General features: G+C 63.3%; 24 protein-coding genes and 5 pseudogenes. 6 read left to right on the plus strand and 23 right to left on the minus strand.

Annotated features, from left to right (window positions below):
• The 5 genes and pseudogenes from J7E80_RS24140 to J7E80_RS23325 all read right to left on the minus strand — a co-directional run.
• Positions 1-121, minus strand: a pseudogene (locus J7E80_RS24140) (5,10-methylene tetrahydromethanopterin reductase); the annotation flags it as partial.
• 330 nt (positions 122-451) lie between these two features.
• The gene (locus J7E80_RS23310) at positions 452-1219 is read right to left on the minus strand and encodes a YoaK family protein (protein WP_215054574.1); all 768 of its coding nucleotides are present in this window, start codon (positions 1217-1219) and stop codon (positions 452-454) included.
• A gap of 526 nt (positions 1220-1745) precedes the next feature.
• On the minus strand, positions 1746-3323 hold the full coding sequence (locus tag J7E80_RS23315) for an MFS transporter (RefSeq protein WP_215054575.1): 1578 nt from the start codon (positions 3321-3323) through the stop codon (positions 1746-1748).
• Positions 3324-3370: 47 nt separating this feature from the next.
• A complete protein-coding gene (locus J7E80_RS23320) occupies positions 3371-4012 on the minus strand; it encodes an alpha/beta hydrolase (RefSeq protein ID WP_251037293.1) in 642 nt (213 codons plus the stop codon).
• 7 nt (positions 4013-4019) lie between these two features.
• Positions 4020-4991 carry a ring-cleaving dioxygenase gene (locus tag J7E80_RS23325; RefSeq protein WP_215054576.1) on the minus strand — a complete coding sequence of 324 codons (972 nt, stop codon included), beginning with the start codon at positions 4989-4991 and terminating at the stop codon, positions 4020-4022.
• A gap of 260 nt (positions 4992-5251) precedes the next feature.
• Between J7E80_RS23325 and J7E80_RS23330 the strand changes: the two genes are divergently transcribed.
• Positions 5252-5719 carry a MarR family winged helix-turn-helix transcriptional regulator gene (locus J7E80_RS23330; protein ID WP_215054577.1) on the plus strand — a complete coding sequence of 156 codons (468 nt, stop codon included), beginning with the start codon at positions 5252-5254 and terminating at the stop codon, positions 5717-5719.
• Positions 5720-5878: 159 nt separating this feature from the next.
• On the opposite strand, the pseudogene J7E80_RS24385 reads toward J7E80_RS23330, so the two are convergent.
• The 4 genes and pseudogenes from J7E80_RS24385 to J7E80_RS23350 form a co-directional block, all read right to left on the minus strand.
• Positions 5879-6004, minus strand: a pseudogene (locus J7E80_RS24385) (carbon starvation CstA family protein); the annotation flags it as partial.
• Positions 6005-6483: 479 nt separating this feature from the next.
• Positions 6484-7587, minus strand: coding sequence for an EAL domain-containing protein (locus J7E80_RS23340; protein WP_215054579.1), 1104 nt, complete (start codon positions 7585-7587; stop codon positions 6484-6486).
• Between the two features lie 294 nt (positions 7588-7881).
• The gene (locus J7E80_RS23345; RefSeq protein WP_215054580.1) at positions 7882-8862 is read right to left on the minus strand and encodes a TIGR03086 family metal-binding protein; all 981 of its coding nucleotides are present in this window, start codon (positions 8860-8862) and stop codon (positions 7882-7884) included.
• Positions 8863-8883: 21 nt separating this feature from the next.
• Positions 8884-9204 (minus strand): helix-turn-helix transcriptional regulator, encoded by a 321-nt coding sequence (locus tag J7E80_RS23350; protein ID WP_251037294.1) that lies wholly within the window; start codon positions 9202-9204, stop codon positions 8884-8886.
• Positions 9205-10809: 1605 nt separating this feature from the next.
• Here J7E80_RS23350 and J7E80_RS23355 point away from each other — a divergent pair.
• A complete protein-coding gene (locus J7E80_RS23355) occupies positions 10810-11436 on the plus strand; it encodes a DUF4136 domain-containing protein (RefSeq protein WP_215054581.1) in 627 nt (208 codons plus the stop codon).
• A gap of 164 nt (positions 11437-11600) precedes the next feature.
• Here J7E80_RS23355 and J7E80_RS24785 read toward each other — a convergent pair.
• The 4 genes and pseudogenes from J7E80_RS24785 to J7E80_RS23375 all read right to left on the minus strand — a co-directional run bounded on the left by J7E80_RS24785 (position 11601) and on the right by J7E80_RS23375 (position 14061).
• Positions 11601-12178 (minus strand): annotated as a pseudogene (locus J7E80_RS24785) (recombinase family protein).
• A 227-nt stretch (positions 12179-12405) separates the two neighbouring features.
• Entirely contained in the window at positions 12406-12951 is a 546-nt protein-coding gene (locus J7E80_RS23365; RefSeq protein ID WP_215054582.1) for a hypothetical protein, read from the minus strand.
• A gap of 25 nt (positions 12952-12976) precedes the next feature.
• Complete coding sequence (locus J7E80_RS23370) at positions 12977-13657, minus strand: hypothetical protein (RefSeq protein ID WP_215054583.1); 681 nt, start codon at positions 13655-13657, stop codon at positions 12977-12979.
• 179 nt (positions 13658-13836) lie between these two features.
• Positions 13837-14061, minus strand: a complete 225-nt coding sequence (locus J7E80_RS23375; protein WP_215054584.1) for a hypothetical protein — start codon at positions 14059-14061, stop codon at positions 13837-13839.
• 261 nt (positions 14062-14322) lie between these two features.
• Between J7E80_RS23375 and J7E80_RS23380 the strand changes: the two genes are divergently transcribed.
• From J7E80_RS23380 to J7E80_RS23390, 3 genes are all read left to right on the plus strand, one after another.
• Positions 14323-15027 (plus strand): response regulator transcription factor, encoded by a 705-nt coding sequence (locus J7E80_RS23380; RefSeq protein ID WP_215054585.1) that lies wholly within the window; start codon positions 14323-14325, stop codon positions 15025-15027.
• A 166-nt stretch (positions 15028-15193) separates the two neighbouring features.
• Positions 15194-16414 (plus strand): sensor histidine kinase, encoded by a 1221-nt coding sequence (locus J7E80_RS23385; RefSeq protein ID WP_215054586.1) that lies wholly within the window; start codon positions 15194-15196, stop codon positions 16412-16414.
• A gap of 929 nt (positions 16415-17343) precedes the next feature.
• Positions 17344-18000 carry a VOC family protein gene (locus tag J7E80_RS23390; RefSeq protein ID WP_215054587.1) on the plus strand — a complete coding sequence of 219 codons (657 nt, stop codon included), beginning with the start codon at positions 17344-17346 and terminating at the stop codon, positions 17998-18000.
• A gap of 200 nt (positions 18001-18200) precedes the next feature.
• On the opposite strand, the gene J7E80_RS23400 is transcribed toward J7E80_RS23390, so the two are convergent.
• From J7E80_RS23400 to J7E80_RS23415, 6 genes and pseudogenes are all read right to left on the minus strand, one after another.
• The gene (locus J7E80_RS23400) at positions 18201-18941 is read right to left on the minus strand and encodes an IS1595 family transposase (protein ID WP_311380944.1); all 741 of its coding nucleotides are present in this window, start codon (positions 18939-18941) and stop codon (positions 18201-18203) included.
• 21 nt (positions 18942-18962) lie between these two features.
• Positions 18963-19082, minus strand: a pseudogene (locus J7E80_RS24790) (transposase); the annotation flags it as partial.
• 455 nt (positions 19083-19537) lie between these two features.
• The gene (locus J7E80_RS24795) at positions 19538-19753 is read right to left on the minus strand and encodes a DUF6510 family protein (protein ID WP_396020852.1); all 216 of its coding nucleotides are present in this window, start codon (positions 19751-19753) and stop codon (positions 19538-19540) included.
• Positions 19754-19948: 195 nt separating this feature from the next.
• On the minus strand, positions 19949-20185 hold the full coding sequence (locus J7E80_RS23405) for a hypothetical protein (protein ID WP_215054589.1): 237 nt from the start codon (positions 20183-20185) through the stop codon (positions 19949-19951).
• Positions 20186-20383: 198 nt separating this feature from the next.
• Entirely contained in the window at positions 20384-20803 is a 420-nt protein-coding gene (locus J7E80_RS23410; protein WP_215054590.1) for a hypothetical protein, read from the minus strand.
• 506 nt (positions 20804-21309) lie between these two features.
• Positions 21310-22020 carry a cysteine hydrolase gene (locus tag J7E80_RS23415; RefSeq protein WP_215054591.1) on the minus strand — a complete coding sequence of 237 codons (711 nt, stop codon included), beginning with the start codon at positions 22018-22020 and terminating at the stop codon, positions 21310-21312.
• A 117-nt stretch (positions 22021-22137) separates the two neighbouring features.
• Between J7E80_RS23415 and J7E80_RS23420 the strand changes: the two genes are divergently transcribed.
• On the plus strand, positions 22138-22647 hold the full coding sequence (locus J7E80_RS23420; RefSeq protein ID WP_215054592.1) for a MarR family winged helix-turn-helix transcriptional regulator: 510 nt from the start codon (positions 22138-22140) through the stop codon (positions 22645-22647).
• 400 nt (positions 22648-23047) lie between these two features.
• Here the strand turns inward: J7E80_RS23420 and J7E80_RS24390 are convergent, their stop codons facing one another.
• From J7E80_RS24390 to J7E80_RS23435, 4 genes and pseudogenes are all read right to left on the minus strand, one after another.
• The gene (locus tag J7E80_RS24390) at positions 23048-23182 is read right to left on the minus strand and encodes a hypothetical protein (protein ID WP_285291909.1); all 135 of its coding nucleotides are present in this window, start codon (positions 23180-23182) and stop codon (positions 23048-23050) included.
• A gap of 88 nt (positions 23183-23270) precedes the next feature.
• A complete protein-coding gene (locus J7E80_RS24160) occupies positions 23271-23435 on the minus strand; it encodes a transposase (RefSeq protein WP_251037296.1) in 165 nt (54 codons plus the stop codon).
• 279 nt (positions 23436-23714) lie between these two features.
• A pseudogene (locus J7E80_RS23430) lies at positions 23715-24725 on the minus strand (NAD(P)(+) transhydrogenase (Re/Si-specific) subunit beta); the annotation flags it as partial.
• A gap of 101 nt (positions 24726-24826) precedes the next feature.
• On the minus strand, positions 24827-25152 hold a 326-nt coding region (locus J7E80_RS23435), incomplete at its 5' end, for a VCBS repeat-containing protein (protein ID WP_215054593.1).

The following is a 25152-nucleotide window of genomic DNA, read 5'->3' on the forward strand; positions in this document are numbered from 1 at the left end:
CGATTTCTTCGACCTTCCTGGCAATCGCCACCGAGGCCTTGATCCGCTCATTCTCCGAAGGGGTGTACCCCGTGGTGGGATCCTGGGTGATGTCGCTGACGCTGAATACGCCGATCTGCATAATGAGCCTTCCGTTCGCCGAAGTCGCTGGGTCCTAATTGCTACCCGCATCAGATTTACATGCATTTGCATGTATCCGTGTGACGCCTCAAGCCGCTGATTATTCCCACGGCAAGATCTAGGAGCTTGGGTCTGGGGCGATGATTGCGGGGATACCAAGGGGCGCTGGGGCGAATCGAACCACAAAGTGGAAATCGCGATGCCCGGCCGGCAGTGCTCGGCCACGTCCTCGTCCATATGCAGACGTTGGCGACACCACTATTGCCGAGCGCGGCTTGCCTTCACCGAGGTGCTTCAACGCTCAGGGTTGCATCTGCTAGCGACAAGAGGGTCAGCCCCGTTTTCCAACGCCACCCCATTCAACCCACGAAGGATGGGAACGGGACAGCAAAACCGCGCTCAACGCTGAGACGGCGGACAACAGGAGGCAAACCGCGATGGCGTAGGAAATCCCGGCTCGCAGGGTGAGCCACCCGCCTAGTATTGCCCCAAGGATTGTTGTGAGGATGGCAAGGACGCGTCGTCCCGTCGTTCGACCGGAGGCCAGCTCGGAGGCCAGGCCGGTCAGCGTCAAGGTGAGCACCGTGGTCTTCAGCTCCGCCACGGACAGCTTGCCCACGATGGCATTCTGCGTTCCCATGGCTGCGGCCAGGAGTGCGATCAGCACGTACTGCCGTAGTGCCCCTGATGCGCTGACGCTGACGGCCAACGCTGCGGCAATTAATGCGGCCTCAGTGGCCGATCCGATGGCCAGCAGCTGTCCCCGGTGTGCCGCTTGCCTGGCGAGTCTGCCGGCAGCGGTGGCACCGAGAAGAAATGAGATCAGCGCCAGTGCTGAGGATGCCACCGAGAGGTCGGGTGCGCCGGCGATAGCGAATCCAAGCAGAACGACATTGCCAGTCATGACCGCGACGAAGACTGTTCCCAAGCCAAGGTAACTGACCCCGTCGAGAACGCCCGTCATGAACGTGAGCAAGAGCAGAATCGGCGGCAGTGGGCCGTCCTTGTCCCCGCGTTCAGGAACGACAGTTCGTCCCACTCCCACCGCAAAGCGATTAAGCCAGCCCTTCGCAGGCGGCGGGTTGTGATCCTGACTCATGTCCCGCTCGTGGACTCGGTGGCTGAGTTCGCAGCCTGGTGTGCACTGGTCAAGCTGCCCATGAGGTTCCGGCAGCCGGGATGTGGCCGGCGAAGAAGCATCTGGAGCCTTGGACGTCTCCGTCCAACCGCTTGTAGGAACTAGCCACAGCCCGCCTTTCTGGTGGAGCAGTCCGTCGGATTGCATTGTTTCCGAGTTTTCGGCGGCGCCGCTTACGGTTGGACGGTAGCAGCGCTCGTCGGCCGCTGGGATAGAGGCCTCTATTGGTCGGGGTCAGGCGCTGCGGGCACCCGCTCCTGGCGTTGAACGAAGTATTCCACTAAAGAACGGCCCATGTGAAGCAGGCCCTGAGTGGCGACGCCGGCCAACACGCGCCCGGTGAGGCACAACGGCATCCTTTGTCGAGGCATTGGCCCCGCGGGTCCACCATGGACAACATCCGGGACAATGCCGGGAAGATTCGGCCGGCGGTCAGGTGGATGACCTGATGATTACAGAAGCTCGGGCAATGCTCGGACGGAGAGAGTTAATGCTGCTCTTGTTGTGCGGGCAAATACCAGGTGATGGAAGGCTCTTCTCTGGAGACCGCGCGGGCTTGGGTGAAAAGTCGGCGGTCTTCTCCTGTGAGGCGGTCCTGCTCCTGTCGGAGGTACTCACGCCATGTCGGGACGGTGTAGAACTCGGCGAGGGTCTCGGTATCCCCGATCCGGCGCACGAGTCTCCAGTCAGTAGCCCCGGTCCGCAGCCGGGCAAGCCGTACTTGATCCAGGACAGCCGTGAAGTCTCCGAGCCGTTCAGGATCAGGACGGTACGTGACAACGACGGTGACCGGGCCGGCGCCCGGATCCGTCCCCTCTGCTTGGGCGTGTAGGTCCGCTGCGGGGCCAGAGACTGTGCGGTCGAGTTGTCCCGTCCCGGGAAGCAGTGGCCAGACGAGGATACTGGCAGCCGCCGCTATGAGCAGGATGGAGCTAGCGGCCAACGCAGTTCCGTAACCGAAGGCGGTCGCGATGGCGCCCCACAGAAGTGCTCCGAGTGCCTGCGTGCCGCCCATTACGAACAGGTACATGGACATGCCGCGGGCCCGCACCCAGGCCGGCAAGGTCAATTGCATGACTGCGCTGAAAGTTGAGAGGCTGCCGATCCATGCCGCACCGGCAATGATCATCAACATGGCCACCGGGGCCGGGGGCAGGAACCCGGCAGCCGCGGCGCCCGAACCAAACAGTAGCGCCGAAACCGCCATCACAGTGTTGTGCGTGGTCCGCGCCCGGACCCTCGGAAGGACGACCACGCCGAGGAGGGCTCCAGCGCCGAGTGCACCGAGCAACAGCCCGTACCCCGCAGAACCGACATTCAAATGTCCGTCCGCGGCAATGGGCAGCAAAGCCCAAAGGGCGCTGGCCGGCGTCGTGAACAGCGCGGTGCGCAGCAAGATACGTTTGATACGGGGCGCAGAGCGGATGTAGCGAATCCCTGATGCCAGAGCCTCGCTGACACTTTCCCGGTCCGCCAGGTCCTTCTCCGGGCTGCGCCAAAAGTACACTGCTGCCGCCGCCGTCAGGAACGACACGGCATTGAGTCCGAAAACGAAGGCCGGGCCGGCCCATGCGACCAGCACGCCGGCCATGGCGGGCCCGACTGCCCGTGCCGCGTTGACCGTAACGCCTCCCAGCGCCGACGCCGACTGGATCTCCTCCCGCGGCACTAGATCAGGTTGAATCGCTTGCCACGCCGGAGAGCTCAGCGCAACGCCCGCGCCAATGAGGAAGGTATAGCCCAGCAGGGAAACCGGTTCCAACAGCCCCAGCGCCGCACTGAGCGTCAGCGCTGTCGCCGCCAGCGCTGCGAAGATATTGGTGCCGATGATCAGCTTCCGGCGGTTGAAGGAATCTGCCAGCACTCCCGCCATGAGTGAGAGCAGGAGAGCCGGTGCCATGTTCGCTGTTTGCACAAGGGCAATGATGGTCGGGCTGGCGCCAGCCTCCACCAGATACCACTGGGCGCCCACCGTTTGCATCCAGGACCCCACGTTGGAACCCAGTTGTGCTATCCACAGGATGAAAAACGCTCGCCGGCGAAGCGGCGCCCAAGGCGATTCCAACGCAAAGTCCTTTCATTGGCCTAGGCGGGACAGTGAGGCATCGTCCCTTATTCTGACAGGTGGCGCGCCAGCCAGTCCTGCGCGGCTGCCAGATCTGATTGGCTGATGCCGTGTCCGCCACCACGCAGTACCTGCTCTGCTTCTCCGCCCTGCCGGTTCAGGGCCCTGATAAGGGTGTTGACGCTGGGCAGCGGCGCCATCGGATCAGCGTCGCCGTTGAGAACCAGCAGTTTGCTGCCTGTCAGATCCGCGGAGGTTTCCCTGGTGCCGAAGGGGTACATTCCGGAGAACGCTATGACCCGGTCCAGGGCCTGGGGGTGCAGCATGGCGGTGGCCAGGGCGATGTTGGCGCCGTTGGAGAATCCGACCGCCACGACCGGCCTGCCGCCCAGTCCGTAATGTTCCCGGGCGGCTTCCACGAATGCGGCAAGGTCCGCGGATCGTGCGATGACGTCGTCGACGTCAAAGACGCCTTCGCCGTGGCGCCGGAACCAGCGGAGCATTCCGTGTTCCTGCACCGGCCCGCGGGGGGCCAGCACGCCGGCCCGTGGGTGGAGTTCCGCGGCGAGGGAGGCAATCTCGTGTTCGTTGCCGCCGGTGCCGTGCAGCATCAGCAGTACCGGGGTTTCCTCGTCACCGGGACGGTAGAGGTGCGGCCAGTCGCTGACTGTGGTGATCCCGATAGCCATCTGGAACCTACCGTCCTGCCAGGGCCGGGTTGTTCTCTGCCGGCAGATGGATGCGTGCCACGGAGTTTTCGATGGCTTCGCGAGAGGGTTCGAGCCAGGGCGGCAGCTTCAGGGAACGGCCGAGTTCCAGCAACGGTTCGTCGATGTCAAAACCGGGAGTATCGGTGGCGATTTCATAGAGCACGCCGCCGGGCTCGCGGAAGTAGATGGACGTGAAGTATTGCCGGTCCAGGATCTCCGTGACGTGGAAACCGCGGTCGACCAGTTCATGGCGCCACTTCTCCTGGGTCGCGACGTCGGGGACCCGGAAGGCGATGTGGTGGACGGTGCCGCCTGCGGTGAGGCCGCGCTGGGCCTTGGGATCCGCGATGACATCGACGATGTTTCCCGGTCCGCCGTCGCCTGCTGCCAGCCGTGTACGGTTATCGGTAGTCCCTACCAGGTGCAGGCCGAGGTCGTTGGTCAGTACTGCCACGGTCTGGTCCGGGTTCGCCACGGTAAGGACTGAGGAGTGCTGGCCGCGCACTGCGTATTCGGCCGGCACCGAGGCGGAGTCCCAGGGATTGCGGGGATCGATGGTGGAGGAGGCCACCAGGTCCAGCTGGAGTCCGTCGGGATCCCGCAGGGAGAGCCGCTCTTCGTCGGCCGAGGCCCGGGTGATCGCGGAGTCAACGCCAAGGGCTTTGAAGTGGTTCTGCCACCAGCCCAGGGTTCCCTCTGGAACTGAGAACGCGGTGGAGGTGGACTGCCCCGCGCCGATGCGACCCGGCGCGATGCCGCGCCATGGGAAGAACGTCATGAGGGTTCCAGGCTGGCCGGCCTCGTCACCGTAGTACAAATGGTAGGTGGACGGGTCATCGAAGTTGACCGTCTTCTTCACCAGACGCAGGCCTAGGCCCTTCACATAGAAATCAATATTGGCCTGTGGATCGCCGGCGATGGCGGTGACGTGATGCAGGCCTGATGTATTCGCGGTCATGGGACCCTTCCGTGCTTAGGACTGATCCGGTCAGGAAGTCCCCGCCGGATATTCATGCAAACTCATCTATCGAGTGAATTATTTCCTTGGAAGGTAAACTCGTCAACCGGTCCGGTCCTGCGTCCTAACGGGGCCTGCAATTGCCGGAGTCGCCGATGCCACCGACTGGCTTACAGTCAGCGGGCTGATACCTGACGCAGTAACAGCTTTCGGACAAATAACTTCCAACGCATGTATTCTGGGGAGCAAAGGAGGCCCCGATGACACAGCAACTATCTCCAGCTACTCCCGACCTTGACGAAGTCTCCCAGTGGGGACTGGTTATCGAGGGCTTCCAAAATACGAACAGGAAGCTGCACAAAGCGGTCGCCGCGGCATTCTCACTGGACCCCGCGGAGGCCGAGACCTTGCTGCGGCTGGTGCGGAGCGCGGATCGCAGGAAGCCAATGGCCGTGCTGGCCCGTGAGGCAGCCTTCAGCACTGGCGGAGTCACCAAAATTGCGGACCGCCTCGCCAAGCGCAACCTCGCGGCACGCAAACCCTGCGCGGACGACCGCAGAGTGATCTACCTTGAGCTCACTGATGCAGGTGCTGAACTGGCCGAAGAGCTGCGCTGCCTTGTTAGCGACGTCGTCCGCGAAACCTACATCGACGTTCTCGGCGCCGAGAGGGCCGCCATGGTCGCCCAGGCGATGGCCGAGCTGCGCGAAGCGAACGCGGCGCAATAGCCGATAGCTTGTCGGGCGACGACCTCTATGTCCGCACATTCCAACTAGGGACTCTGTTATAGCAGCGCGTGATCACGACGCGAGGACAACGCCGATGCCGAGCCCCCCAGCACCACACCGGGGAAGGATGTCCAGAGCACAGCTGGAATGTCGGCGTCGCTGGTTGGCGATGCCGAACAGCGGGAACAGCGTGTTGATGCCGCCCCGCGGCTCGGTGACGCCCATCAGCAGCACGGCACGCCATGCCGCGACCATGATCGCTGTGCACAGCCATGGCTGACTTCGATCATCGGAAATGCCGTTGTAGCTTTCACCCTCGTCCCCAACCTCTCCCGAAGCCTTCCCATCGTCAGCCTCGCCGCGGCCCTGATCATCGCGTTCACCCTCTACCTCGCCTGGGCCAAGGCCGGCCGGACCCGCGGCATCCACAATATCGCCGTTGAAGCAGAAGCCGAACCTGCATGAAAAGAAGGGACTAGAGCGCTGGCGCGCGGACTTCGATCTGCCGTGGTGCGTTGCCCCTGTACGGGGCGGCCTCCAATGCCGGCCCAGCAATCTCGCGCGTTGAATGGCCCTGGTGCCCGGGCAGCGTCGCTGAAGCTGTAGTTGCCCGCCGTCCGGCTTATTCCTCGTACTGCCGGCTGATGAACGCGGATATGTCTACTTCCCGGGCCAAGCCAATCATGGCAGGCTCATCCGGGTTGTGGGAGTTCAGGATGCTCTCGATGAAGCGGCGGATGGTGGCCCTGGCCCATCACTGGCGCTCACTGCCGGTCTAGCCCGCGGGGTCTTTCTGCCTTGCGCAGCCCATGGCGGATGGCGGCTCCTGGCGCCGGGCCCGCCCAAGTAGCCCATTCCTTCGCGTCAATCGTGGGACGGCCGAGGAAGTGGCCCTGACCCGCGCTGACGCCCAGCCGCGCCAAGACGGCAAGCTCGGCAGCGCTTTCGATTCCAACCGCAGCCACGGCCGCCCCGGTCTGCCTTCCAAATTCCACAAGGTCAGCAACCAAGTACTGACGGCTTGGATCCCTATCGATCCCCGCGACCAGGTCACGGCCGATTTTGATGACGTCGGGCCGTAGGGAACGAATGTGGCGCATCGACGCCGCGTCCGTGCCGGCCTCATCGACGGCCAACGTCAGGCCTGAACCGCGCATCGGCATCAAGACGCTCAGAAGGGAATCCAGCTGGTCGCCCCGGAGCGGATCGGTGAGCTCCAGCACGATGCGGGACGGCATCAGCGGTGCCTTTTCCAGGAAGCCCGGCAGCCGCGGATCCAGGCAGACCGCCGGCGAGACGTTCAATGCGACCACCAGATGTCGTGGAAGATCCTGCGCCGCGGCCACAGCGGCTTGGAGCGCCAAGAACTCAAGGTCCGCACCCAACCCAACGGCGGCAGCACCCTTGAACCAAGACGCTGCCCGGTCCCCGCCCTCCCACACAAACCGTGTCAGGGCCTCGGCGCCAACGACACCGCCCCGGGCAAGATCGTGGATCGGCTGGAACGCCGTGACAATCATGTCCCCCCGCAGGACAGTCTCAATTGCCGCTTGATCCTGACCAATGAAGCTTTCGTCCCCGGACCTATGCTGACCCACATCCCGCTCATCCGTGCCACCCATTTTGCCGGCGCGCCTGGCAAGGGAGCGGGTAAAGATCAGGTGCTCATGCAGGGCTGCCTCCGGATGCCCCGGATGCGCTGCGACACGCTCCCGCAACCGCATCCGTACCTCGGCCCCTTCCGGATCCGTGCCGGACAGGATCGCCTCGATGATCTCATTCACCTGCTCCCGCACCAGCGGAACCTCAACGTTGGGTCGGTCCTCCCCCAGCCAACTCGCATCGTCAGGGAACGGGGTATCAACCACTGGGACTCCTCTGGTTCCGGCGTACGGGCCGCTTGCTGCCTCTTTCTTTTGAAAGCGAGGCCCATCCCCCGTTTGGGGCACTGGACGCATCATAAACGCAGAGGGACAGAAAATCCGTCACCTGGATCAATCGCCTCAAAAACTTGAGGAAAAGCAGGGCGACTGCCTTTGATCCTCCAGGGTGGAATGGCTCCGGCATCGTCCGTCCCAGTTCCTTGGAACCGGGACAGTCGCATTAGGACACTCCCCCACAGTCGCAGCTTAGCTGCGGAGCAATCGGTGGGTTAGCCCCGGTCAGGCGTGGACTGCCCGGCCGGTGAAGGCGATCAGCCGTTCAAGGCTGGGCGCCGATTCGCCTATCGGGGTGGGCGCGGCAAAGCCGGCACTCGCCCGCACCTGGTCGCTGATGGTCTGCTGCCCCAGAACTTCCACGTAGTCGGCCAGTTCGTCGGCAACGGCCAGGTCGAGGCCGAGGGCCTTGGAGAAATCCCAGGCGTGAACCAGGAACTCGACGTTCAGGATGGAGGCAACCATCGTGGCGGGCAGCTCCGCGAAGCCCATGTCCACGGTGCCTTCGAGTCCGCGGCGGGCGAAGGCCTCCAGGGTGGGCTGCGCGAGGTCCGCGATGCGCGCCTCAGGTGACTTCCCGGCGTCGTCTGCCACGTTGGCTCCCAGCGCCTTGCCGATACTGCCGACGGAATCGGCCAGGTGGTCCAGAAGCTGGGCAACGTTGAAGTCGCTGCACGGCGTGGCCAGTTCGAGGTCGGCTGCCGTGACGGCGCGCAGCACCCGCAGAACGATGCCCAGCGTCGCGTCGGCAGCCGCCAGTTCATTGAGGTCCTGGGGCACGGCTGCCCATTCGTCGGCACCCGCGTCGCCGGTGGCGGCTTCCGCTAGCAGGCGGTCGAGGTAGTGGTTCCAGCCCTCCGAATGGGCGGCGACGGCCTCAGGCGTCGGCAGGCCTTCGTGGACCAGGCGGACATTCGTGCCGCCGTCGGCCGGCTCAAAGGTGATGGCCACGGTGGACACGTTGTCCGCCGGTGCATCAGGCTGCTCCCAGCTGCAGGTGAAGACGACGCGCTTGCCGGGGTCAACCTCAGTGAAGGTACCCGAGGCGTGATGTCCCGGGATGACGGTCCAGCGGTATTCGCCGCCCACCTTCAGATCTACACGGGCGGCAATGGTCTGCCAGCGCCGGAGGCGGGCAGGCTGCGTGACGAGCTCAAACGCCTCGTCGAGGCCGACGGGCAGGAGTACGGTCCTGTCGAAAATCATGATGAATCCTTCGTGAGGTGGTTAGGTGCGGCGGTAGTTGTTGGCGTCAGCCACAAGTTGGTCGAGTTCGCTGGTCCAGAACTGTTCGAAGAGCTGGCGCAGCTCGCTCATGCCAGCCGGGTTGACGGCGTAGAACCTGTTACGGCCCTCTTTGCGGGCCGTAACGAGTCCCGCTTGTTCCAGCAGGAGCAGATGCTGGGAGATCGCCGAGCGGCTGACCGTGAAATCACCTGCGAGATCAGTCACCGTGCGCTCCCCTCCTGCCAGGAGCTGCAACAAACGCCGGCGGTTGGGCTCTGCGGCAACTTCCAGGGGGTCGAACATGGTTAATACGTTAGCCATCGCTAACGCATTCAGTCAACCCGCCCATCGATTGCTCCGTAGACGCACGTTTGGGTCTCGAAAACGGCAGCTACGAAGCAATCGATCGGGGTTTTTGGAGGCGGGCGGCCCGGAAAGGGAAATGGCAGGGACCGGACAGGTAACCAGGCGGCGGGGGCGACGGCCGCCTGGGGTTGGGTGAGACGCGACGTCGCTGGGGTTTGAATAAATGAGGGCTGCAGCAGCGACTTACGTACAGTCCGCATGTCTCTTTCAGCGGACTCCACAGGGAGCAGATGCCGACGCTCCGCCTCTGTGGGGATCCTGTGCACGGCCGATTCCAGAGCCCCCGCCACTCTTGCTGGCCTGTGCAGCGGTGGCTCTACACACCTGCTGCCGTTCTGCTGCGGAACTTCCACTCGATGTTCAAAACCGCCCACAGTAGTGTCGAATCCGGAAAGCCCGTCGGTCCTCCATCGGCGGGCTTTCTTCGCGCCACGCCCACGGCGAGTCCTCAAAAACAGTTAGCCGCGGAACGCTCACCTTGCAGGTGTCTCACTTTCGCCAACGTTGCTGTGAAACCAGCCACCGGCAACATTGATCCATGTATCGATCGTCCAGTACCCGCTCCTGATGTACAGATCAACCACAGTGTCGCGGCACACGATACGGATCGTTCGGCGTTCCGGTGAGTCCCGGGTCGGATCATCCCGCATGTTTGTCGTGTATCCCCGCCGGCGCAACTCGGACTCCATCGTGTTGAAAGCGCGCCTCCAAAGTACATTCCCGAGTCGCATGTGCGGCCTTTCAGACAACTGTTCAAGGCAGACGAATGCAAGATTACTTCAGGATGCCCTGGAAATAGCCCCCTATGGGGGTGCGCCGTTGGCTGACTCCGGGCCCTCTGATGCCATAACACGCTGTCCGACCGGCCCTTACAACCTGATACGGGCGAGGTGGCGCATCGGCCGAATGCGCGAGGAAACGTACTAGCTTGTGGGTTTCCCACAACAGACCACAACCTTGGTAAATGAGACACTTGGTCGCCGTCCCTTGTTCCCTGGAGCCGCTGTCGAACCGCACGCAGCGCAAACTGACAAGGCTCAGTGTCGCCAGCTGCCGGCAATGACTCGTTGAATGGAAAAATGGGTCGATGGACGACTACAGCATTACGGCAAACGAAGCCGCCCATATCCTGGGAATCCACGGGCTGGAGCTGGATACTCGGCTGCGTGCTGAAAGGCCTTCAGGGGGCCATTCAAATCCCCAACAAGAAGACCGGCCGGTGGTACCTCCCCGCTTGGTATGTGGAACAGCTGACGGCCGAGTATGGCCGCCACGTCGTCCCGCAAGAGACTGCAGCGCCATCTCCCGCATCCCTTTCTGAGGCTGTGTATCACCAGCTGCCGGCTAACGGGCACACTTCAGGTCTTCGCCGACGGCCAGGAACCGTCGGCTCGAGCGACGGTCGGGGCGACGGGTCAACGGCTGAGGACGCGAAAGGTGACGCTGCTCGAGGCACTTGACGGAATTCATCCAGAGGCTGGATTATCAAATCGTTCCACCATGCACGGCTTGGGGGCCGCGACTGGCCATATAACTCGCCGTTCGGAGGCAAAGGTGCGCATGAGCGTGTTGCGCCGGGCTGTTGTGATCGGATTATTCGTCGTCGCCCTGCTCGTGATGGTTGTGGTCGCGTGGGCCACCGGGAGCTTCCTTCGCGTGTATGGCGGCTTCACCTCGGGTGCTCTGCAAGCGCTTCAGTTCGGGTTGCTCTCACTCATCGTTGCCCTTCCCCTGATTTTCATCGGCATTTGGGCTGCGCGCCGCGCGCGGTGGTCGCTGATCGCAGGGGCAGCGGTGCTCATCTGCGGAATTGCTGCCGTCGCAATCGCCGGCGAGATCGGCATCAACACAAAGCGGGCAAGCTCGAGCGCCGTGCCGCCGACGTTCAGCCCAGTTTGCAGGGACGTTCTCGCGAACTTCACGCCACCCGAGCCATACGCGGTCGGTACTCAGGAGGACACCATCGGAGGCGCAAGGCACTGCCAGACGGGCCTCAACGGCGCGGGAACATCCACCCAAACCGTGCTCGCCTCGTATCGGCGCCAAATGCAGGACAAGGGCTGGCAGCTAACTGAATCCGGTTCAACAATCACCGGAACACACGATGGTGTGACCCTCGTCGTGGACGGAACCAGCGGAACCCTGGTCTGGCTACGCATAACCGTTCCGACGAACGGCAACCCCTAACGGTGCGGTCCTGAGCGGAAGTTGACGTCGCGTCCGGTAAGGATACTGCACAAAATCCCGTACCTGCGGGCAGCTTGTGCAGACGACTTCGGAAAATGACACCATTCACAGATGGCGGCTCGTAACCTGAGCGTCCCAGAAGCTATTCCAAAACTAGACACTCGCTACACGGTTACAGAGGTGACTTCTGGGACATCATTCCGGCTAAGGGCTCGAGTCAATGATGAGACGCTGACGCTGAGTATCTGGGCTGTCTCCTGGAGAGTTTTACCCTGGCTACGCAGCTGCCGGGCGGCCTCTGTCTTTTACGGAGTCATCGTTCGAGGACGGCCGCCCAGTCGGCCTCGCGCTTTAGCCGCCGCCAGGCCGGCCTTCGTCCGTTCAGACAGCCGGGACCGTTCGTACTCAGCGAGGGACGCAAACATGTCGAAAATGAGCTAGCCGTGAGCGCTGGTGGTATCTAGCCACGGCTCAGCCAGAGAGCGAAACCCTATCCCCCGCTGTCCGAGCACCGTCACGATATCAGCTAGGTCGGCGGTACTGCGGCCGAGTCTGGTCAGATCAGCAACTGTCAGAACATCGCCTGGCTGCAGATAGTCCAGGCATTCCTTCCACCGGGTCCTGGCCTGTGTGGCCCCGGAGGCGTACTCCTGAATACGCGTACTGCCCCGGCAGCTACGAGTGCGTCGACTTGAGAGTCCAACGATTGCCCTCGAGTGCTAACCCTCGCGTAACCGATCACGTGTTGCCAGACACGTCAGAATCCTCCAGTTAGCATTTTGACCCGGTTTCTTTTCGGAAACCAGTTTTGACCAACGATATGGGACTCTTCCGACCAAAACCGGGGGGCTTGCCGCACCTAGGTCAGAAACGGTCGTTTTGCTTCCTCGTCATCTTGCTAGCGCTGACGTCCAACTAGCATGACGGGTCCCCGTGTCTGACCCGAGAAATGCCTCGGGAAACCTCTGGTCAGCGTTGGGCCTCCAGCAGCCGGATCTGTTCGCGCAGCTTGCCCTCCACGACTTGGACATTCCTGAAGCGAACCGCTGCGAACGCAAAAGCCGCAACCCCGGTTGCTGCTGCCGTCACAGCCGAAACCAGGAAGAAAAGGCCGCCTGCGGGATCGCGGAGAACACCGTAAAGATCGAGGAGGACGGCTCCCGCTGTCGCACTCGGCAGAACCGTGAGAGCCAGCGAGTACGTCCTCTCCCACTGTCCGAGATCCACACGCCAGTCACTGAAAAGACTGGCGAGTGGCAGGACGCCTGAGCGGAGTGCATACCTCAGCTGGTTTTGGTGTTCTGCCGGTAGGGACGCATCCAGCGCGGGGGCCGGCACCGGCTTCAGCACCAGCAAGATGCCCTCAGCGACAAGGTTCACCGCGGAGGACAGGTGATCCAGGTACGTACTGCCCGGATGAAGATCCAGAAGCAGGACCAGGCAACACGGCAACAGCAGTACGGCAGATGCCGCGGCAGTAGGCCACGGCAGTGCGCTCTTGATTTCTTTGGACATGGCGGTTGCCCATCAGTGAAGGTCGCTAGCTGGTGACAGGGTTGGCCGGGTTGATGGCGGCCCGAACCTGGGGATGGGTGTGGGCGAAACCCCAGCGCAGGCTGAGCACCAGTTCCCACAGCAGGACCAGCAGGAAGGACGGCGCGAAGCCGGACTCCGGAATGTTCACGCCGATGACTGCCGCGGTAATGATATTGGCCGCTCCGATGGCTATGCCGGACCACGCCAGTACGCGGCCCAACTGCTGTGTTTTCAGGGCCGCGAACGCGGCGAAGAGCACGAACAGTCCGGCCGGCAGCAGGCCGACAAAGAAGTCGGCCTTGTTGATTTCGGTGAGAATGGCGGCCTGCTCCGGCGACATGTGGTCACGCAGCGAATAACCCGCGATGAGAGGGCCGGCGGAACCCAACTTCACTGCAAGCTCGACGATTCCAGCCACCAGTGCCACGGCCGCTAGCCAGCCCGCAGCGCGCAGGCGCCAGCAGACATAGCCGACGAACGTCATCCAGGCTACAAAGCTGAGCAGCTCGATGCTGATGGCTGCCTGGGCAGCAGGGTTTGCGGCCATGCGCCCCAAGGCGTCAAGGCTCTCCTGGCCGGTGGGTGCATCAGGCAGTTGACGGTCTGCGCCGATGGCAATGGCGGCGTTGCCTAGGACGAAATAGGCGGCGCCGCTGAAAGCTCCAATCCTGTCCATGGCGGTCATCGCTCCTCCTGGTGTCGGCTGTCCCGAGCCTCTATGCCCCCCGGACAGTATTTTGTTTGCTGTGTCTGGTTTGGTTTTCATGATGGTTCCTTGCTTTGGTGGTGGCGCCATTGCGGCGGGGCTGTTTTGTGTGGACGTCCGAACCGGTCGGACGGAGCGCGAGATATGGGTGGCCCCGCTCATCTGTCGATGATGAAGCGGAACTTCCAGAGCTCCGGTGAGCCTTTCAGCGGCTCGGCCGCATGATTCTGTTGACTTGGGATGTCCCGCGAGTCCGTTGCTGTTTGAGGTACTCTGCTTTGCCGTGCGCTGTCGGAGGGTTCGGTCCCGATGAGGCCGAGGCCGATGACGATGGTGACGGTGACGATGAGCCATGCTGTTCGTTGTCCGGGTTTCCGGGCCATCGGGGGCTCCTTAGGTTTTTCTCGTCCATGACCTTCTTCATGGAGTTGATGGGCACCAGTGTTGACCCGGGAACGCATGCAGTGCGTCGATCCCCGGTAGCCATTTGGCTTACACCAGGAAGTGGCTCTGCGCGGTCACCAGCTACATCCCAGGGCGTAGGTGTGACAGGTCCGCCGGGTTCATATTGACCGTGGCTTTTCGCCGTGCGGATGGATAGTGTCCACTCATGGAAGCCACACAAAGCGGCAGGCAGTGCTCCCATGGCGGCCGGTGAAGCCGACGGCCGCCTCCGCGTGGTCCTGATCGACGACGAAACCCTCATTAGGGCAGGACTGACGCTGCTGCTGGAGTCGGAGCCGGACATGGTGGTGGTCGGCGAGGCCGGGGATGGCCGGACCGGCGTGGAAGTGGTGGCGGGGCTGCAGCCTGATGTGGTGGTGATGGATATCCGCATGCCCGTGATGGACGGCGTCGCCGCAACCCGCATCCTCACGTCGGAGGAGTTCAACGCCGGTCGCAAGGAAGCGATACCGGTCCTCATTCTGACGACCTTCAATGAAGACGAAGCCGTCCATGCCGCCCTGCGCGCCGGCGCCTCCGGTTTCATCCTCAAGAACTCGGCGCCACGCATCCTGGCATCCGCCATCCGCGCCCTCGCCGAGGGGGCGGGCTGGCTTGACCCCAATGTCACCCGCAAACTCCTTGAGGAATTCTCGAACCGGCCGGAGCCCTATCTCCCCAGCCATGCGGACCTGGACCGGCTGACCCGCCGTGAACGGGAAGTGCTTGCCGCGATCGCCACCGGAATGAACAATGCCCAGATCGCCGAAAAGCTCTTTCTGAGTGAAGCGACAGTGAAAACCCACGTGCACCGCATCCTCATGAAACTTGGACTGGCAGACCGGGCGCAGGCTGTAGCGGTGGCTTACCGCTGGGGCCTGGTCAAGCCCGACGGAGGTGTCTGAACCCGCCTGTAAGAGAAGCTATCCCCAGTCGTTGCCGAACCGGGGCTACACCCCCAGATGTATGCCAATTGCTATCAGAGGATGGATGGCGGGCAGGAACCGCCTGGCGCAGACTGAGGATACCGGGAAAGGTCCTATCCGGCAGCGCGATTGTGAGGTGGCTAGGATGGCCCAAGAAAATTCGCTTGTCGAGAGGGCGCATCATCGTCCGGCGCGCGTACATCAGTCGTTCGGCCTCATCAAGGCCAACGTCACTGTCGTGCTGCTGGCATTCGTCATCGAACTGGCCAGCTTTTTTCCGGCCACCGCTGGTTCGCTGTCGGGAGTCGTCGCCATGGCAGCTTTTGCTTATGTCGCTGGCGGATTCGTCCCGCTCCTGTGGAGGCACCGCGCCCCGATGACGGTTTTTTCCGGGCTCTTGCTGCATCAGGCGATCTTCGTGTTCTTCACGACTCCGAACTACTTAGACTTCTCTGAGATCTACCGGATCCCTTACATGCCAATAACGACTGTCCTGGTGGCTCTGGCCGCAGTGGCATCCGATCGGTCGCTGCGGCAGTCCCTTGCCGCCTACATCACCGCAATCGCCCTTCCGGTCCTGATTAGTGCACGCGGCAGGCCCTTTGATGAAGATCTCTGGTTCATCGGTACCGGAGCAGTATGGTTGGGGGGAGCGTGGGCATTAGGCCGTTTTGTGGCGCGAAACCGCCTCCGCATCAGCGCGTTGGAAGAAGAACGGCGCAAAGTTGAAGCGGCCGTAGCGCAGGAACGCGCGCACATCGCCGCAGAACTGCACGACATCGTTTCCCATGCCGTCACCGTGATGATGCTGCACGCGGCGGGCGGGCGCAGGGTCATCGATACCGATCCCGAACGTGCGGCCCAGGCCCTGGAGGTGATCGAGTCTGTTGGCACTGAGGCCACGCAGGAACTTGCCCGCCTTCTACGGCTACTGAAACCGGCCGGCGAAACGGCAGACAAAGAACAGCAAACCCCGCTGCCAACCCTGAACGACATCCACGGGCTGATCGAGCCTGTCCGTTCCGCCGGAGTACAGGTGGACGTGAAGGCCTCCGGGGAGGCCGGAAAGCTGGACCCCAGCGTGGCCCACGCCGCGTACCGCGTAGTGCAGGAGTCCCTGACGAACATATCAAAACACGCCGGATCCGGAACAAATGCACTCATCAATCTTCGCTGGGAACCCCGCAACCTGACTCTCCATATTTCCGACGACGGAGCCGGCACCCCGGAAAACCCTCATAACGGGACTTCAGGTTACGGGCTCCTGGGGCTCAAAGAGCGAGTGGAAGTCGCCGGTGGAAGCATCGAATGGGGGCCAAAGGACCGGGGGTTCGTACTGACCGCCCGCCTCCCCTCGTCCCCCTAGTGGCCGCGGTGCCCGCGGCACCCAGTGAGCGGCCGCCGTCGTACTTTAGACACCGCCCCGTTGGCAGAAGTGCCAGACAACTCCCCTACTGCCCCGGGGACCGGTGGGAACCGCGCCTAGCTCGCCGCGGTTACTCCCCCAATGGCTGCAAAAGCATCCAAAAACGGTCGTTATCGATGTGCCCTCTGCCGGCGTCTCAGCACAGGAAAACCGAAGCCTGAACGACCCGCTCCCCCACTTCTGTACAGGAGCGCCTTCAGAAACGGTCGTTATTGACGGTAGTCTCGAGAGACTCAGCGAACCGCCAGGATGAACTGCGACGGCAGCCGAAAGGGCTGAAACTGCCAAGGATGCGCTTCCCCTGCTCAACGCGTCAGCCAGTCCCAACCACAGCGCTTTCAGGAGGCCGCTTTCGCTCGTCCCCGGTTCCGACCGGTGCCCGTCGGAACTGCGGGGCGTCCGATGGGCGAGCAGGCTCCCGCTTTCCTGCCCAACTACTAGTAGGGTGCGACCGCACGATCGGCTTCTTGGACGAACCATCCTGGATGATCGGAAAGGGCCAGCGCTTCGGCTTCCGCCTTACTGGCGGCCAGTCCGAACCAGACTGCGGTGCGGTCGAGGCCATTTGTCACCACGACCCGCCACCGATACTTCCTAGTCATCATTAAGGATGTACTTGCGCCTGGCCTGGGGGCAATCGGATCCCCGGGTTTCTCCCGGAGCAGTTCTGCCTCAGCGGCAAATGAAGGGCAACACCAGCCAACGGGTGCCTTGGCCATGGAGGCAGGCGCCCATGTCTGCTTAGCTGAAGTGGGTCTTGTTTTCCGGGATGACCAGTGCTTTCAGCTGGTGCCGGCCGTGGAGCAGCTTGGCGGCGACACTTGGATCGGCGGCCAGAGCGGGACCTGCGTCCGCGGTAAGGTGGGCCTGTGACCAGCACCGAAGTCGATCACCTCGTCGTCGCCGCGGCCAGCCTGGAACAGGGCGTGGCCTGGTGCGAGGTCACGCTCGGCATCACCCCCGGGCCGGGCGGCAAGCACCCGCTGATGGGCACGCACAACCGGGTGTTCAGCATCGCGTCGACCGCGTTCCCGAGCGCGTACTTCGAGATCATCGCCATCGACCCGGAAGCGCCGCCGCCACCGCGCCGGCGCTGGTTCGGCCTCGACGACCCGACACTGCAGCAGCGCATCGCACATGCGCCGCGCCTGGTGCACCTGGTGGCGCGCAGCCGCATGCTGAACATGCACCGAGGGGGCCTCGTCAACGTCGGAATCGACCCGGGGCTGCCGCTGGCCATGTCTCGCAACACGCTGCAAGGGCATCTGGCCTGGCAGGTCTTGGTGCGCGAGGATGGCGCGCTGCAGCTCGGCGGCGCGCTGCCGACGCTGATCCAGTGGGACGGCACGCATCCCACCGAGCACATGGCAAACAGCGGCGTCGAGCTACGCGAGCTGCAACTGGGCGGCCTGCCGCCGCCAGTGCGCCAGCTGCTGGCACTGCAGGGCGTGGCACATGCCCCGGCACCGGCGCTGCGCGCCGTGCTGTCCACGCCGCTGGGCGACGTGACCCTAGAGACGGCATGACCACGGAAGAGCTGTTCCGCGAAGACGGTGCGCTTCCGGCCTTCGAGGCTCACCAAGGTGCGGGTCGGTGTCTACTGTCTGGTGCAGGAGTCGGTAGAAGAGAAGTCCGCGGCTGGCTGATGGGCCGGTTGAAGCGGAAAGTGCACTCATCAAGGTAGTACGCGAGCTGGTCGTGCTTAAGTCAGCTGGTCGTGCTTAAGTCAGTTCGCGGATGAGGAACTCACCAGATTCTTGAGTGGCACGGGGTCGGTGTTGGTGCACTGTTGGAGTAGCCGGTAGAACAGCAGCCCGCGGCTGGCCGAGGTCCTGCAGTTGAAGCGGAACGTGAACTCGTCCAGATAGTAGGGCCAGCTGTTACCGGGAGATGCCTTGGTGCAGAGTGCCGTCGATCCAGCGCTTGAGCTGAGACGCGGCCATGTGAACTGCGGGCATGTTGACATGGCCGGGACGTCCGAACCCAGCTGGGTGAAGTATTCGTGGTTGTAGCCGAGATTGGCGAAGCGCCTCAGCTGCCTCGCCCCGTCGGTGCGGATAGTGGAGCCCGGAGCGACGACGCGTTGGCCGAATTTCACCAATGCGAGCCTCCCGTCGGCAGGCCCGGGCTCGAGGCGGATGCGTCCGATCCTATTGTGGTCCAGATGCTCCGCGGCGATCAGGACCGAGATCTTGTCGGAGCCGACGCCGGGCATGCCGCGGTGGACCCCTCCGATGAAGCTCTCGTCGACCTCGACTAGCCCGGAGAGCATCTCCCGGTCGGGCCGGACCATGGCCCTGCGGAGCTTATGCATCCAGGCCCACGCAGTCTCGTACGATTTCAGCCCCAGGACCCGCTGCAGGCCCAGGGCGGACACCCCGTTCTTCTGCGCGGTGACGAACCACACTGCCGCGAACCACGTGCGCAACGGGGTGCGGGTGCGGTCGAAGATGGTTCCGGCCGTCACTGATGTCCGACGCGAGCACCCCCGGCACATCCAGAGTCCGGCGCCCGTACGCCAGTAGTCGGCGCTACCGCACTTGGGGCAGACGAACCCGTCGGGCCAGCGCAGTCGAGCCAGGTACTCACTGGGAATTTCCGGAAACATCCCAATCGGGCCAGTCCGGCCGCTGTACGACCGAGTCCGGCCACCAGGGCGTGCACATTGTGCACACCCTCTTTTTTGACGATTTTTGCTGCACCACCCAGCGGAGTGTGGCAGCCCTTTGGCGTGGAGTACCCTCGTCGCCGCACGAAGTCATACCGCCCTGTGTCACGACGTTCCCGGGTTCAGCCTGAATCCGATGCACGATCTTGGCCCAGCGATGGTGCGGAGCAAGCCGTAGGCTGGGATTCAATGAAGGTCATAGCGTTGCGGCCTCCTTCGAACATTTCATGGGCGAAACTATTGAAGAGGGCATGACTAGAACCGCGCCCGCATGGAGCCGCGGAAGGCCAAAAAGCCCTGTGTGTTCGTAGCATGATGAAATGTCAACTATCGGCGTTCCGAACCTGCGGATGAGAAGTCCGCCTGAGGCGGATCGATGCCGGTGCTCCTCGGGCCTACTCCTCCCGGTCGATCACCAAGTAGCTGAGGCCGCTCAGATCTAACCAATACCGGGTTGGTATTTCCACCAACCGCAGCAGCACTCCTTGGCAGTCGCGGCAGCGGACCCCAATGCCGGGTGCTTCGGTGAAGACCACGGCCTCGCCAAAAGCTCTAACTGAGCCGCAATGCCTACAGCGTCCGAGCGCCGCGATGATGTCGATGCGGAGCACTTAGGACAGGGCGCCGGCCGTGGCGTTCCCCGTCCACATACGGAATCGGGTCATAGGGTGCTGCTGCAATGTCCTGGCCTTCGGAGTCCGGGACAGCAAAGTTGTTTGGGCCGTTCACCGGATACCTCGTCATTTTTGGCGGGGGCCTTACGGTTAAAGTAGTCGCCTCGGGATCGCGGTAGAGCTCTCCTATGGTTACGGCAAACGTTCGGCACTCCCGAGGTGCAGTTGGTCGATTTCGAACTCCTCGAGAGTCATGTCGTCCATCGAAACGCTGGCGGCCTGCATGGCCGGCCCCCACTTCTCCATCCCACGGTCGCATGCCTCACGGGTCTCCCAAGCGTCGATAGCCCAGATCTCGTCGCCCTGATAGCCGTCGACGTAGAACAACTCTCCGTCCAGCAGTTTCCCGCCGGTGGCCTGGTCTCGCATCGCCCGGAACCGATCCTTATCGAGTGTTCGGCTTCTCGTCACTTGGACAAACATGGCAACCTCCATCGTTCGAGTCGCTACCTCTTTATGCCGACGACGGTACAGAGCCCAGAAGCTTCGATCAAGAGATTCTGATTACAGAACTCTTAGATGTCGCCTGCCATGAGCATTGGACCGTTGTGAGCGGTTTTCTGCCACTCACATGGGACCACCTGGGTTGCCAGTCCTGGGACCGTCCGGCGCGCTGCGCGGGAGGTCCCCGGATGGACTTGTTTGAACGTCGTGTGAGCGTTGTCGACCATTACTGACCTCCACGATCGCATTATCGAGAGTCCCGTCGGTGAGGTACTGGTGCCCAGGCTGTCGCGTGAGCGGGTCCACCAGCAACACGGTCATCATCCACTTCCCTCCGGTCCGAGCGAACTGCTCGTGATCCCGGGCGCACGCCACATCGACCTCTACGACCGGCACCGACCTCATCCCGTTCGGCAAGCTCGAGGAGTTCTTCTCCGCCGCGCTGTAAACATGGACTTCCATGACGACGGCGGGAAGGGCCGGGATGGTCAGCGGTTCGGCGGTGTCACCGGTGACCGTGTGGGTCATGGTTTCTGTGCTCATGAGGTGATGCTCCGTTTCGCCCGTGCGGGGTGCCTGACGTACCGGCTTCCCTCTCCCCACCATGTTTTTTGCCTGCTGGCGGAGCCTCGGGTAGCTGTGCCCGACGCAGCCGGGGCTACCCGAAGGGCAAGCAGCGGATGGGTTGTGGGAGGAAACAAGCGCAACGCCGAGCACAACCCGTCGGCTGCGCGGCCGGCCGCAGGACGGTTGCGCCGGTGGAGCGGGCACGTACGATCCGCTGCCTACATGGCGTCAGGAACATGACCGAGCGGGTCGTCTCCTCAGCAAACGCCGTTCGCGCCACGCGATGGATGGGCGCTGAAAGCTCCAGAGCAACGCCCTGGCGCGACCTAGCTCGAGGTCACTATCTACGGCAGTTCCAGGTGGCCGCAGCGCACGCGATCTGCGGCCACCTGTTCCATTGACGTCACGACCGGCGTCTGACGACACTCGGTCGAGGTGTCCGAGGTTGTCGCGTGCGCATGCACGGCAAACCCTTGGTCCGGTCAGGCGGACGCCGAGGCCGACTGCCGGAGGGCGGCCTCGAACGCCCATGAGTCCGAGACGGAGCCGAACATGATCTCGATGACCCGGATGCTCGCGTCGTGGTTGGTGCCCGGCAGGTTGCTCCCGATGGGCTCGGCCGTGCAGTCCTCGAGCAGCAGGCAGCGGTAGTCGCGGAAGAAGGCGTCGCGCAGCGTCGACTCAACGCAGACCGTTGTGGTGCACCCCGTGAATACCAGCGACGTTACCCCGAGGCTCCTCAGCGTCTCGTCGAGGTCAGTCTCGAAGAAGCCGCTGAAGCGGTGCTTGGGCACGATGATGTCGCCCTCCTCCGGAGCGAGCTCCGCAACGATGTCCGTGCCCCACGTGTCCCGTACCAAAATCCGGCCCTCGCCGCCGTCCGGCGTCGGCACCGTGTCACCGATCCCGAGGCGACGGTGGAGGACGAGGTTCGGCGCATCGAGGCCGCCGGCGTCCGACAGGTCGGGTTCGAACTGCATCTTCAGGTAGACGACCGGGATACCGGCCCGGCGGGCCGCGGCGATCGCCCGCGCTGTCGGCGCCACGGCAGCTTGAATGCCGTCGATGGGGATGCCGGCGCGATGGAACATGCCGCCCTCGGAGCCGAAGTCGTTTTGCATGTCGACGACGATCAGTGCGCTGCGCGACGGGTCGATCGTCATGAGTTCAGGCCTGGCGTCGATGGTGACCATCGTGTTCCTTTCCGCTGTCGTCCCCCGCCGACACGCTACTTGCCAGACAGATTGAATATAAGAGACTCTGGTATAAAGAATGTATGGCTATCTTCCCCTGTCGTCAAGAGCGAACCCATGAACACTGACGAGGACGAGGTGCAGAAGATCGAGCCCGACCAAGGACGTATCCACATTGGCGTGTTGCTGAGAACCGGCTGGCACGGGTTCCTGGACGAGCTGTTCGAACGACTGGCCGATGAGGGCTTCGACGACCTGACGCCGTCGCATTCGCCTGTCTTCCAGCACATCGAGCGCGGCGGCACACGCATCGGCGTATTGGCCGAGCGCGCCCACATGACCAACCAGTCCATGGGCTACCTAGTCGACGCGTTGGAGGCCCGGGGGTACTTCGAGCGCAAGCCCGACCCCGACGATCGGCGTGCGTCGCTTGTCGTGATCACGGATCGCGGCCGCGAGCAGATCCGTGTCGCTCGCCGGCTGATCGCCGACATCGAACGCGAGTGGGAGGAGCGCATCGGCGCCGAGCGGATGGCGCTGCTGCGCGAGGCGCTCGAGGCGTTAGCGAGCTCGCTCGGCAACGACTTCGGCCGGCGTCCGCCGCGGCGGACCGCTGCACGCGTTTGATTTTGCCGGGTAGACGTGATCAACGCAAACATGCGGACCAACCCGCGAACCTAGACCAACGATCCTCATAGGCGCCCGCTTATCGGCATGTCCGCGAAACTGTGCCTGGGCCCGCAGGCAGCTGAAAAGACGCGCCCGTCTGGAACTGGGGCGGTCAGCTCGCCCATTAGGGGACGCGCCCTCTAGTGGAGCCGAGTTCAGACACTCCCGTGTCCACACCCGTCTGCACTACTCCCGTAATCCTGTGGTTGTCAGTGCAGGCGACTTCGGAAAATGACATTCAAGAAAGAGGACAAAGGTGTCCCAATTCCTGGGAAGCGAAACACCCTCCATGCATGCCCCACGTTGAGGACCTGATTCTGTTTGCCGGCCAGCTCTGAAACGGTCTGATGCGACTACATCAGGCAGCCGGTGATGGCGCCGCCGCAGTAGTGGCCGGGGTGTAGGTGGTGCCGTCGCGGAGCATGGCCCAGAGGACGTTGAGGCGACGTCTAGCGAGGGAGAGGAGCGCTTGGACGTGGGTCTTTCCTTCCACACGTTTGCGGTCGTAATAGCCGCGCGAGGCGGGGCATGCCTTGAGCGCGGAGAGCGAGGAAAGGTAGAAGACGCGGAGGAGCCGGCGGTTAGCGTCTGGGCCTGTGGTGGTTGCCAGTGATCCTGCCCGAGTCCCTGGTGGCCGGGGCCAGTCCGACAACGCCGGCGGACCGGTCTGCGGAGTGGAAGATGGTGAGGTCCCCGCCGGTGGCGCCGAGGAATTCGGCGGCGAGGACGGGTCCGAAGCCGGGCATGCTCAGCAGCAACTGTGTGCTGGTGTTCGGTGACTTTCTGGCTGATTAGCGCATCGAGTTCGGCCAGGTCCTCGTTCAGTTTCAGGATTTCCTGGGCGAGTGCGGCGACGATTCCCTCCCCCATGTGCTGGGAGGGAACGATGGTGTGCTTGGACTTCGCGGCCTCGACGGCGGCGGTGGCGACGGCAGCCGAGGAGCGGGCACCGTGCTTCTTCAGCCATGCGTGGATCCTGGCCTCGCCGGCACCGCGGATCCCGTCCGGAGTCCGGTGTTCTGTCAGCAGCAACAGGGCCTTGGAACGGCTGTAGTCAAAGGCCCGCTCCAGTGTCTGGAAGTACTCCAATAACTGCGCCTGCAGACGGTTGATCGCCCGGACGCGGTCCGCTGATTTATCGACCCGGCGGGCGGTGACGATCCGCAGCCCAGTGCTGGTTTCGTCTCCTGCACGCAGGGATTGCAGGTCGCGGCGCATCCGGGCCTGGTCGGCGATGACGGCGGCGTCTTTGGCATCTGTTTTGCCTTCGCCACCCCCCCGACCCTCTGATAGGTGCTAACACCTGGGCCGAAGCCTAACTTCGAGTACAACAAGCAAGAGGTCAGGATGTAGGACAGGTAGGCACCCGAAGAGCCAACCAGGGCGCCGGTGATGATGAGCAGGTCGTTGTTCAGCAGGAAGCCCGCGGCTGCCGCGGCCCAGCCGGAGTAGCTGTTGAGCATCGAGACGACGACGGGCATGTCGCCGCCGCCGATGGAGGCCACCAGGTGCCAGCCCAGTCCCAGGGCGAGCAGTGTGACAACGACCAGGAGCCAGAGCTGGGAGTCGTTGACATACCAGACCGTCAGGGCGATGAACGCCGCGAGGGCGCCGAGATTGATGGCGTTCTTGCCCGGCAACATGAGTGGTGAGGACTTCATCCGGGCCGACAGTTTGAGGAAGGCGACGATCGAGCCGGTGAAAGTCACAGCCCCGATAAACACGCCGATGAACACTTCCGCGTGATGGACGGCCATCAGGTCCCCGGCCAGGGTCGGGGCCTCGAGGTGTCCGTTCCAGCCGACGAGCACTGCAGCCAGGCCCACGAAGCTGTGCAGGAGGGCAATCAGCTCCGGCATCCCGGTCATTTCAACGACCCGTGCCCGCCAAAGACCGCTGGCGCCGCCCACCAGCACCGCGGCCACCAGCAGGACCAAGCTGGTCAGACCGTGGCCGGTGGCCCAGACGCCCTGCACCGTCAGCCAGACCGTGGCCGCCAGGGCAATCACCATCCCGGCGATGCCGTAGATGACCCCGGCCAAGCCGCCTTAGCCACACACGAAACGTCCTGCTTGGGCCAAAATAAAAATCACCGCCCGAGTCCTGTATGGGACCCGGGCGGTGATTAAGGAACCGGCTAGCTGAGGGCCGTCATGGCGTTCCAGCCGCTGCCGAGCCGGAGCCGGGTCCCGAAGTTACCGGCACCGGTGCCCGGGTAGATGTACAGCACCCCGCTGGAATCCCTGGCCACCAGGTCCGCCTTGCCGTCACCCGTGAGGTCACCCGAGACGCTGAGGGCTGTCATGGCGTTCCAGCCGCTGCCGAGCCGGAGCCGGGTCCCGAAGCTACCGGCACCGGTGCCCGGGTAGATGTACAGCACCCCGCTGGAATCCCTGGCCACCAGATCAGCCTTGCCGTCACCCGTGAGGTCACCGGAGGCGTCAAGGGCAGTCATGGCGTTCC

Origin of the sequence: Arthrobacter sp. ISL-28, assembly GCF_018613875.1 — a bacterium.
Lineage (GTDB): Bacteria > Actinomycetota > Actinomycetes > Actinomycetales > Micrococcaceae > Arthrobacter.

Bases quoted from the DNA above. Each gene is read 5' to 3' on its own strand.
- J7E80_RS23410 (WP_215054590.1), bottom strand. From the start codon at position 20,803: ATGAGCACAGAAACCATGACCCACACGGTCACCGGTGACACCGCCGAA.
- J7E80_RS23380 (WP_215054585.1), top strand. From the start codon at position 14,323: ATGGCGGCCGGTGAAGCCGACGGCCGCCTCCGCGTGGTCCTGATCGAC.
- J7E80_RS23325 (WP_215054576.1), bottom strand. From the start codon at position 4,991: ATGACCGCGAATACATCAGGCCTGCATCACGTCACCGCCATCGCCGGC.
- J7E80_RS23355 (WP_215054581.1), top strand. From the start codon at position 10,810: ATGAGCGTGTTGCGCCGGGCTGTTGTGATCGGATTATTCGTCGTCGCC.
- J7E80_RS23370 (WP_215054583.1), bottom strand. From the start codon at position 13,657: ATGACCGCCATGGACAGGATTGGAGCTTTCAGCGGCGCCGCCTATTTC.
- J7E80_RS23320 (WP_251037293.1), bottom strand. From the start codon at position 4,012: ATGGCTATCGGGATCACCACAGTCAGCGACTGGCCGCACCTCTACCGT.
- J7E80_RS23310 (WP_215054574.1), bottom strand. From the start codon at position 1,219: ATGAGTCAGGATCACAACCCGCCGCCTGCGAAGGGCTGGCTTAATCGC.
- J7E80_RS23415 (WP_215054591.1), bottom strand. From the start codon at position 22,020: ATGGTCACCATCGACGCCAGGCCTGAACTCATGACGATCGACCCGTCG.
- J7E80_RS23385 (WP_215054586.1), top strand. From the start codon at position 15,194: ATGGCCCAAGAAAATTCGCTTGTCGAGAGGGCGCATCATCGTCCGGCG.
- J7E80_RS23350 (WP_251037294.1), bottom strand. From the start codon at position 9,204: ATGGCTAACGTATTAACCATGTTCGACCCCCTGGAAGTTGCCGCAGAG.
- J7E80_RS23345 (WP_215054580.1), bottom strand. From the start codon at position 8,862: ATGATTTTCGACAGGACCGTACTCCTGCCCGTCGGCCTCGACGAGGCG.
- J7E80_RS24160 (WP_251037296.1), bottom strand. From the start codon at position 23,435: ATGCCCGGCTTCGGACCCGTCCTCGCCGCCGAATTCCTCGGCGCCACC.
- J7E80_RS23365 (WP_215054582.1), bottom strand. From the start codon at position 12,951: ATGTCCAAAGAAATCAAGAGCGCACTGCCGTGGCCTACTGCCGCGGCA.
- J7E80_RS23420 (WP_215054592.1), top strand. From the start codon at position 22,138: ATGAACACTGACGAGGACGAGGTGCAGAAGATCGAGCCCGACCAAGGA.
- J7E80_RS23330 (WP_215054577.1), top strand. From the start codon at position 5,252: ATGACACAGCAACTATCTCCAGCTACTCCCGACCTTGACGAAGTCTCC.
- J7E80_RS23375 (WP_215054584.1), bottom strand. From the start codon at position 14,061: ATGGCCCGGAAACCCGGACAACGAACAGCATGGCTCATCGTCACCGTC.
- J7E80_RS23405 (WP_215054589.1), bottom strand. From the start codon at position 20,185: ATGCGAGACCAGGCCACCGGCGGGAAACTGCTGGACGGAGAGTTGTTC.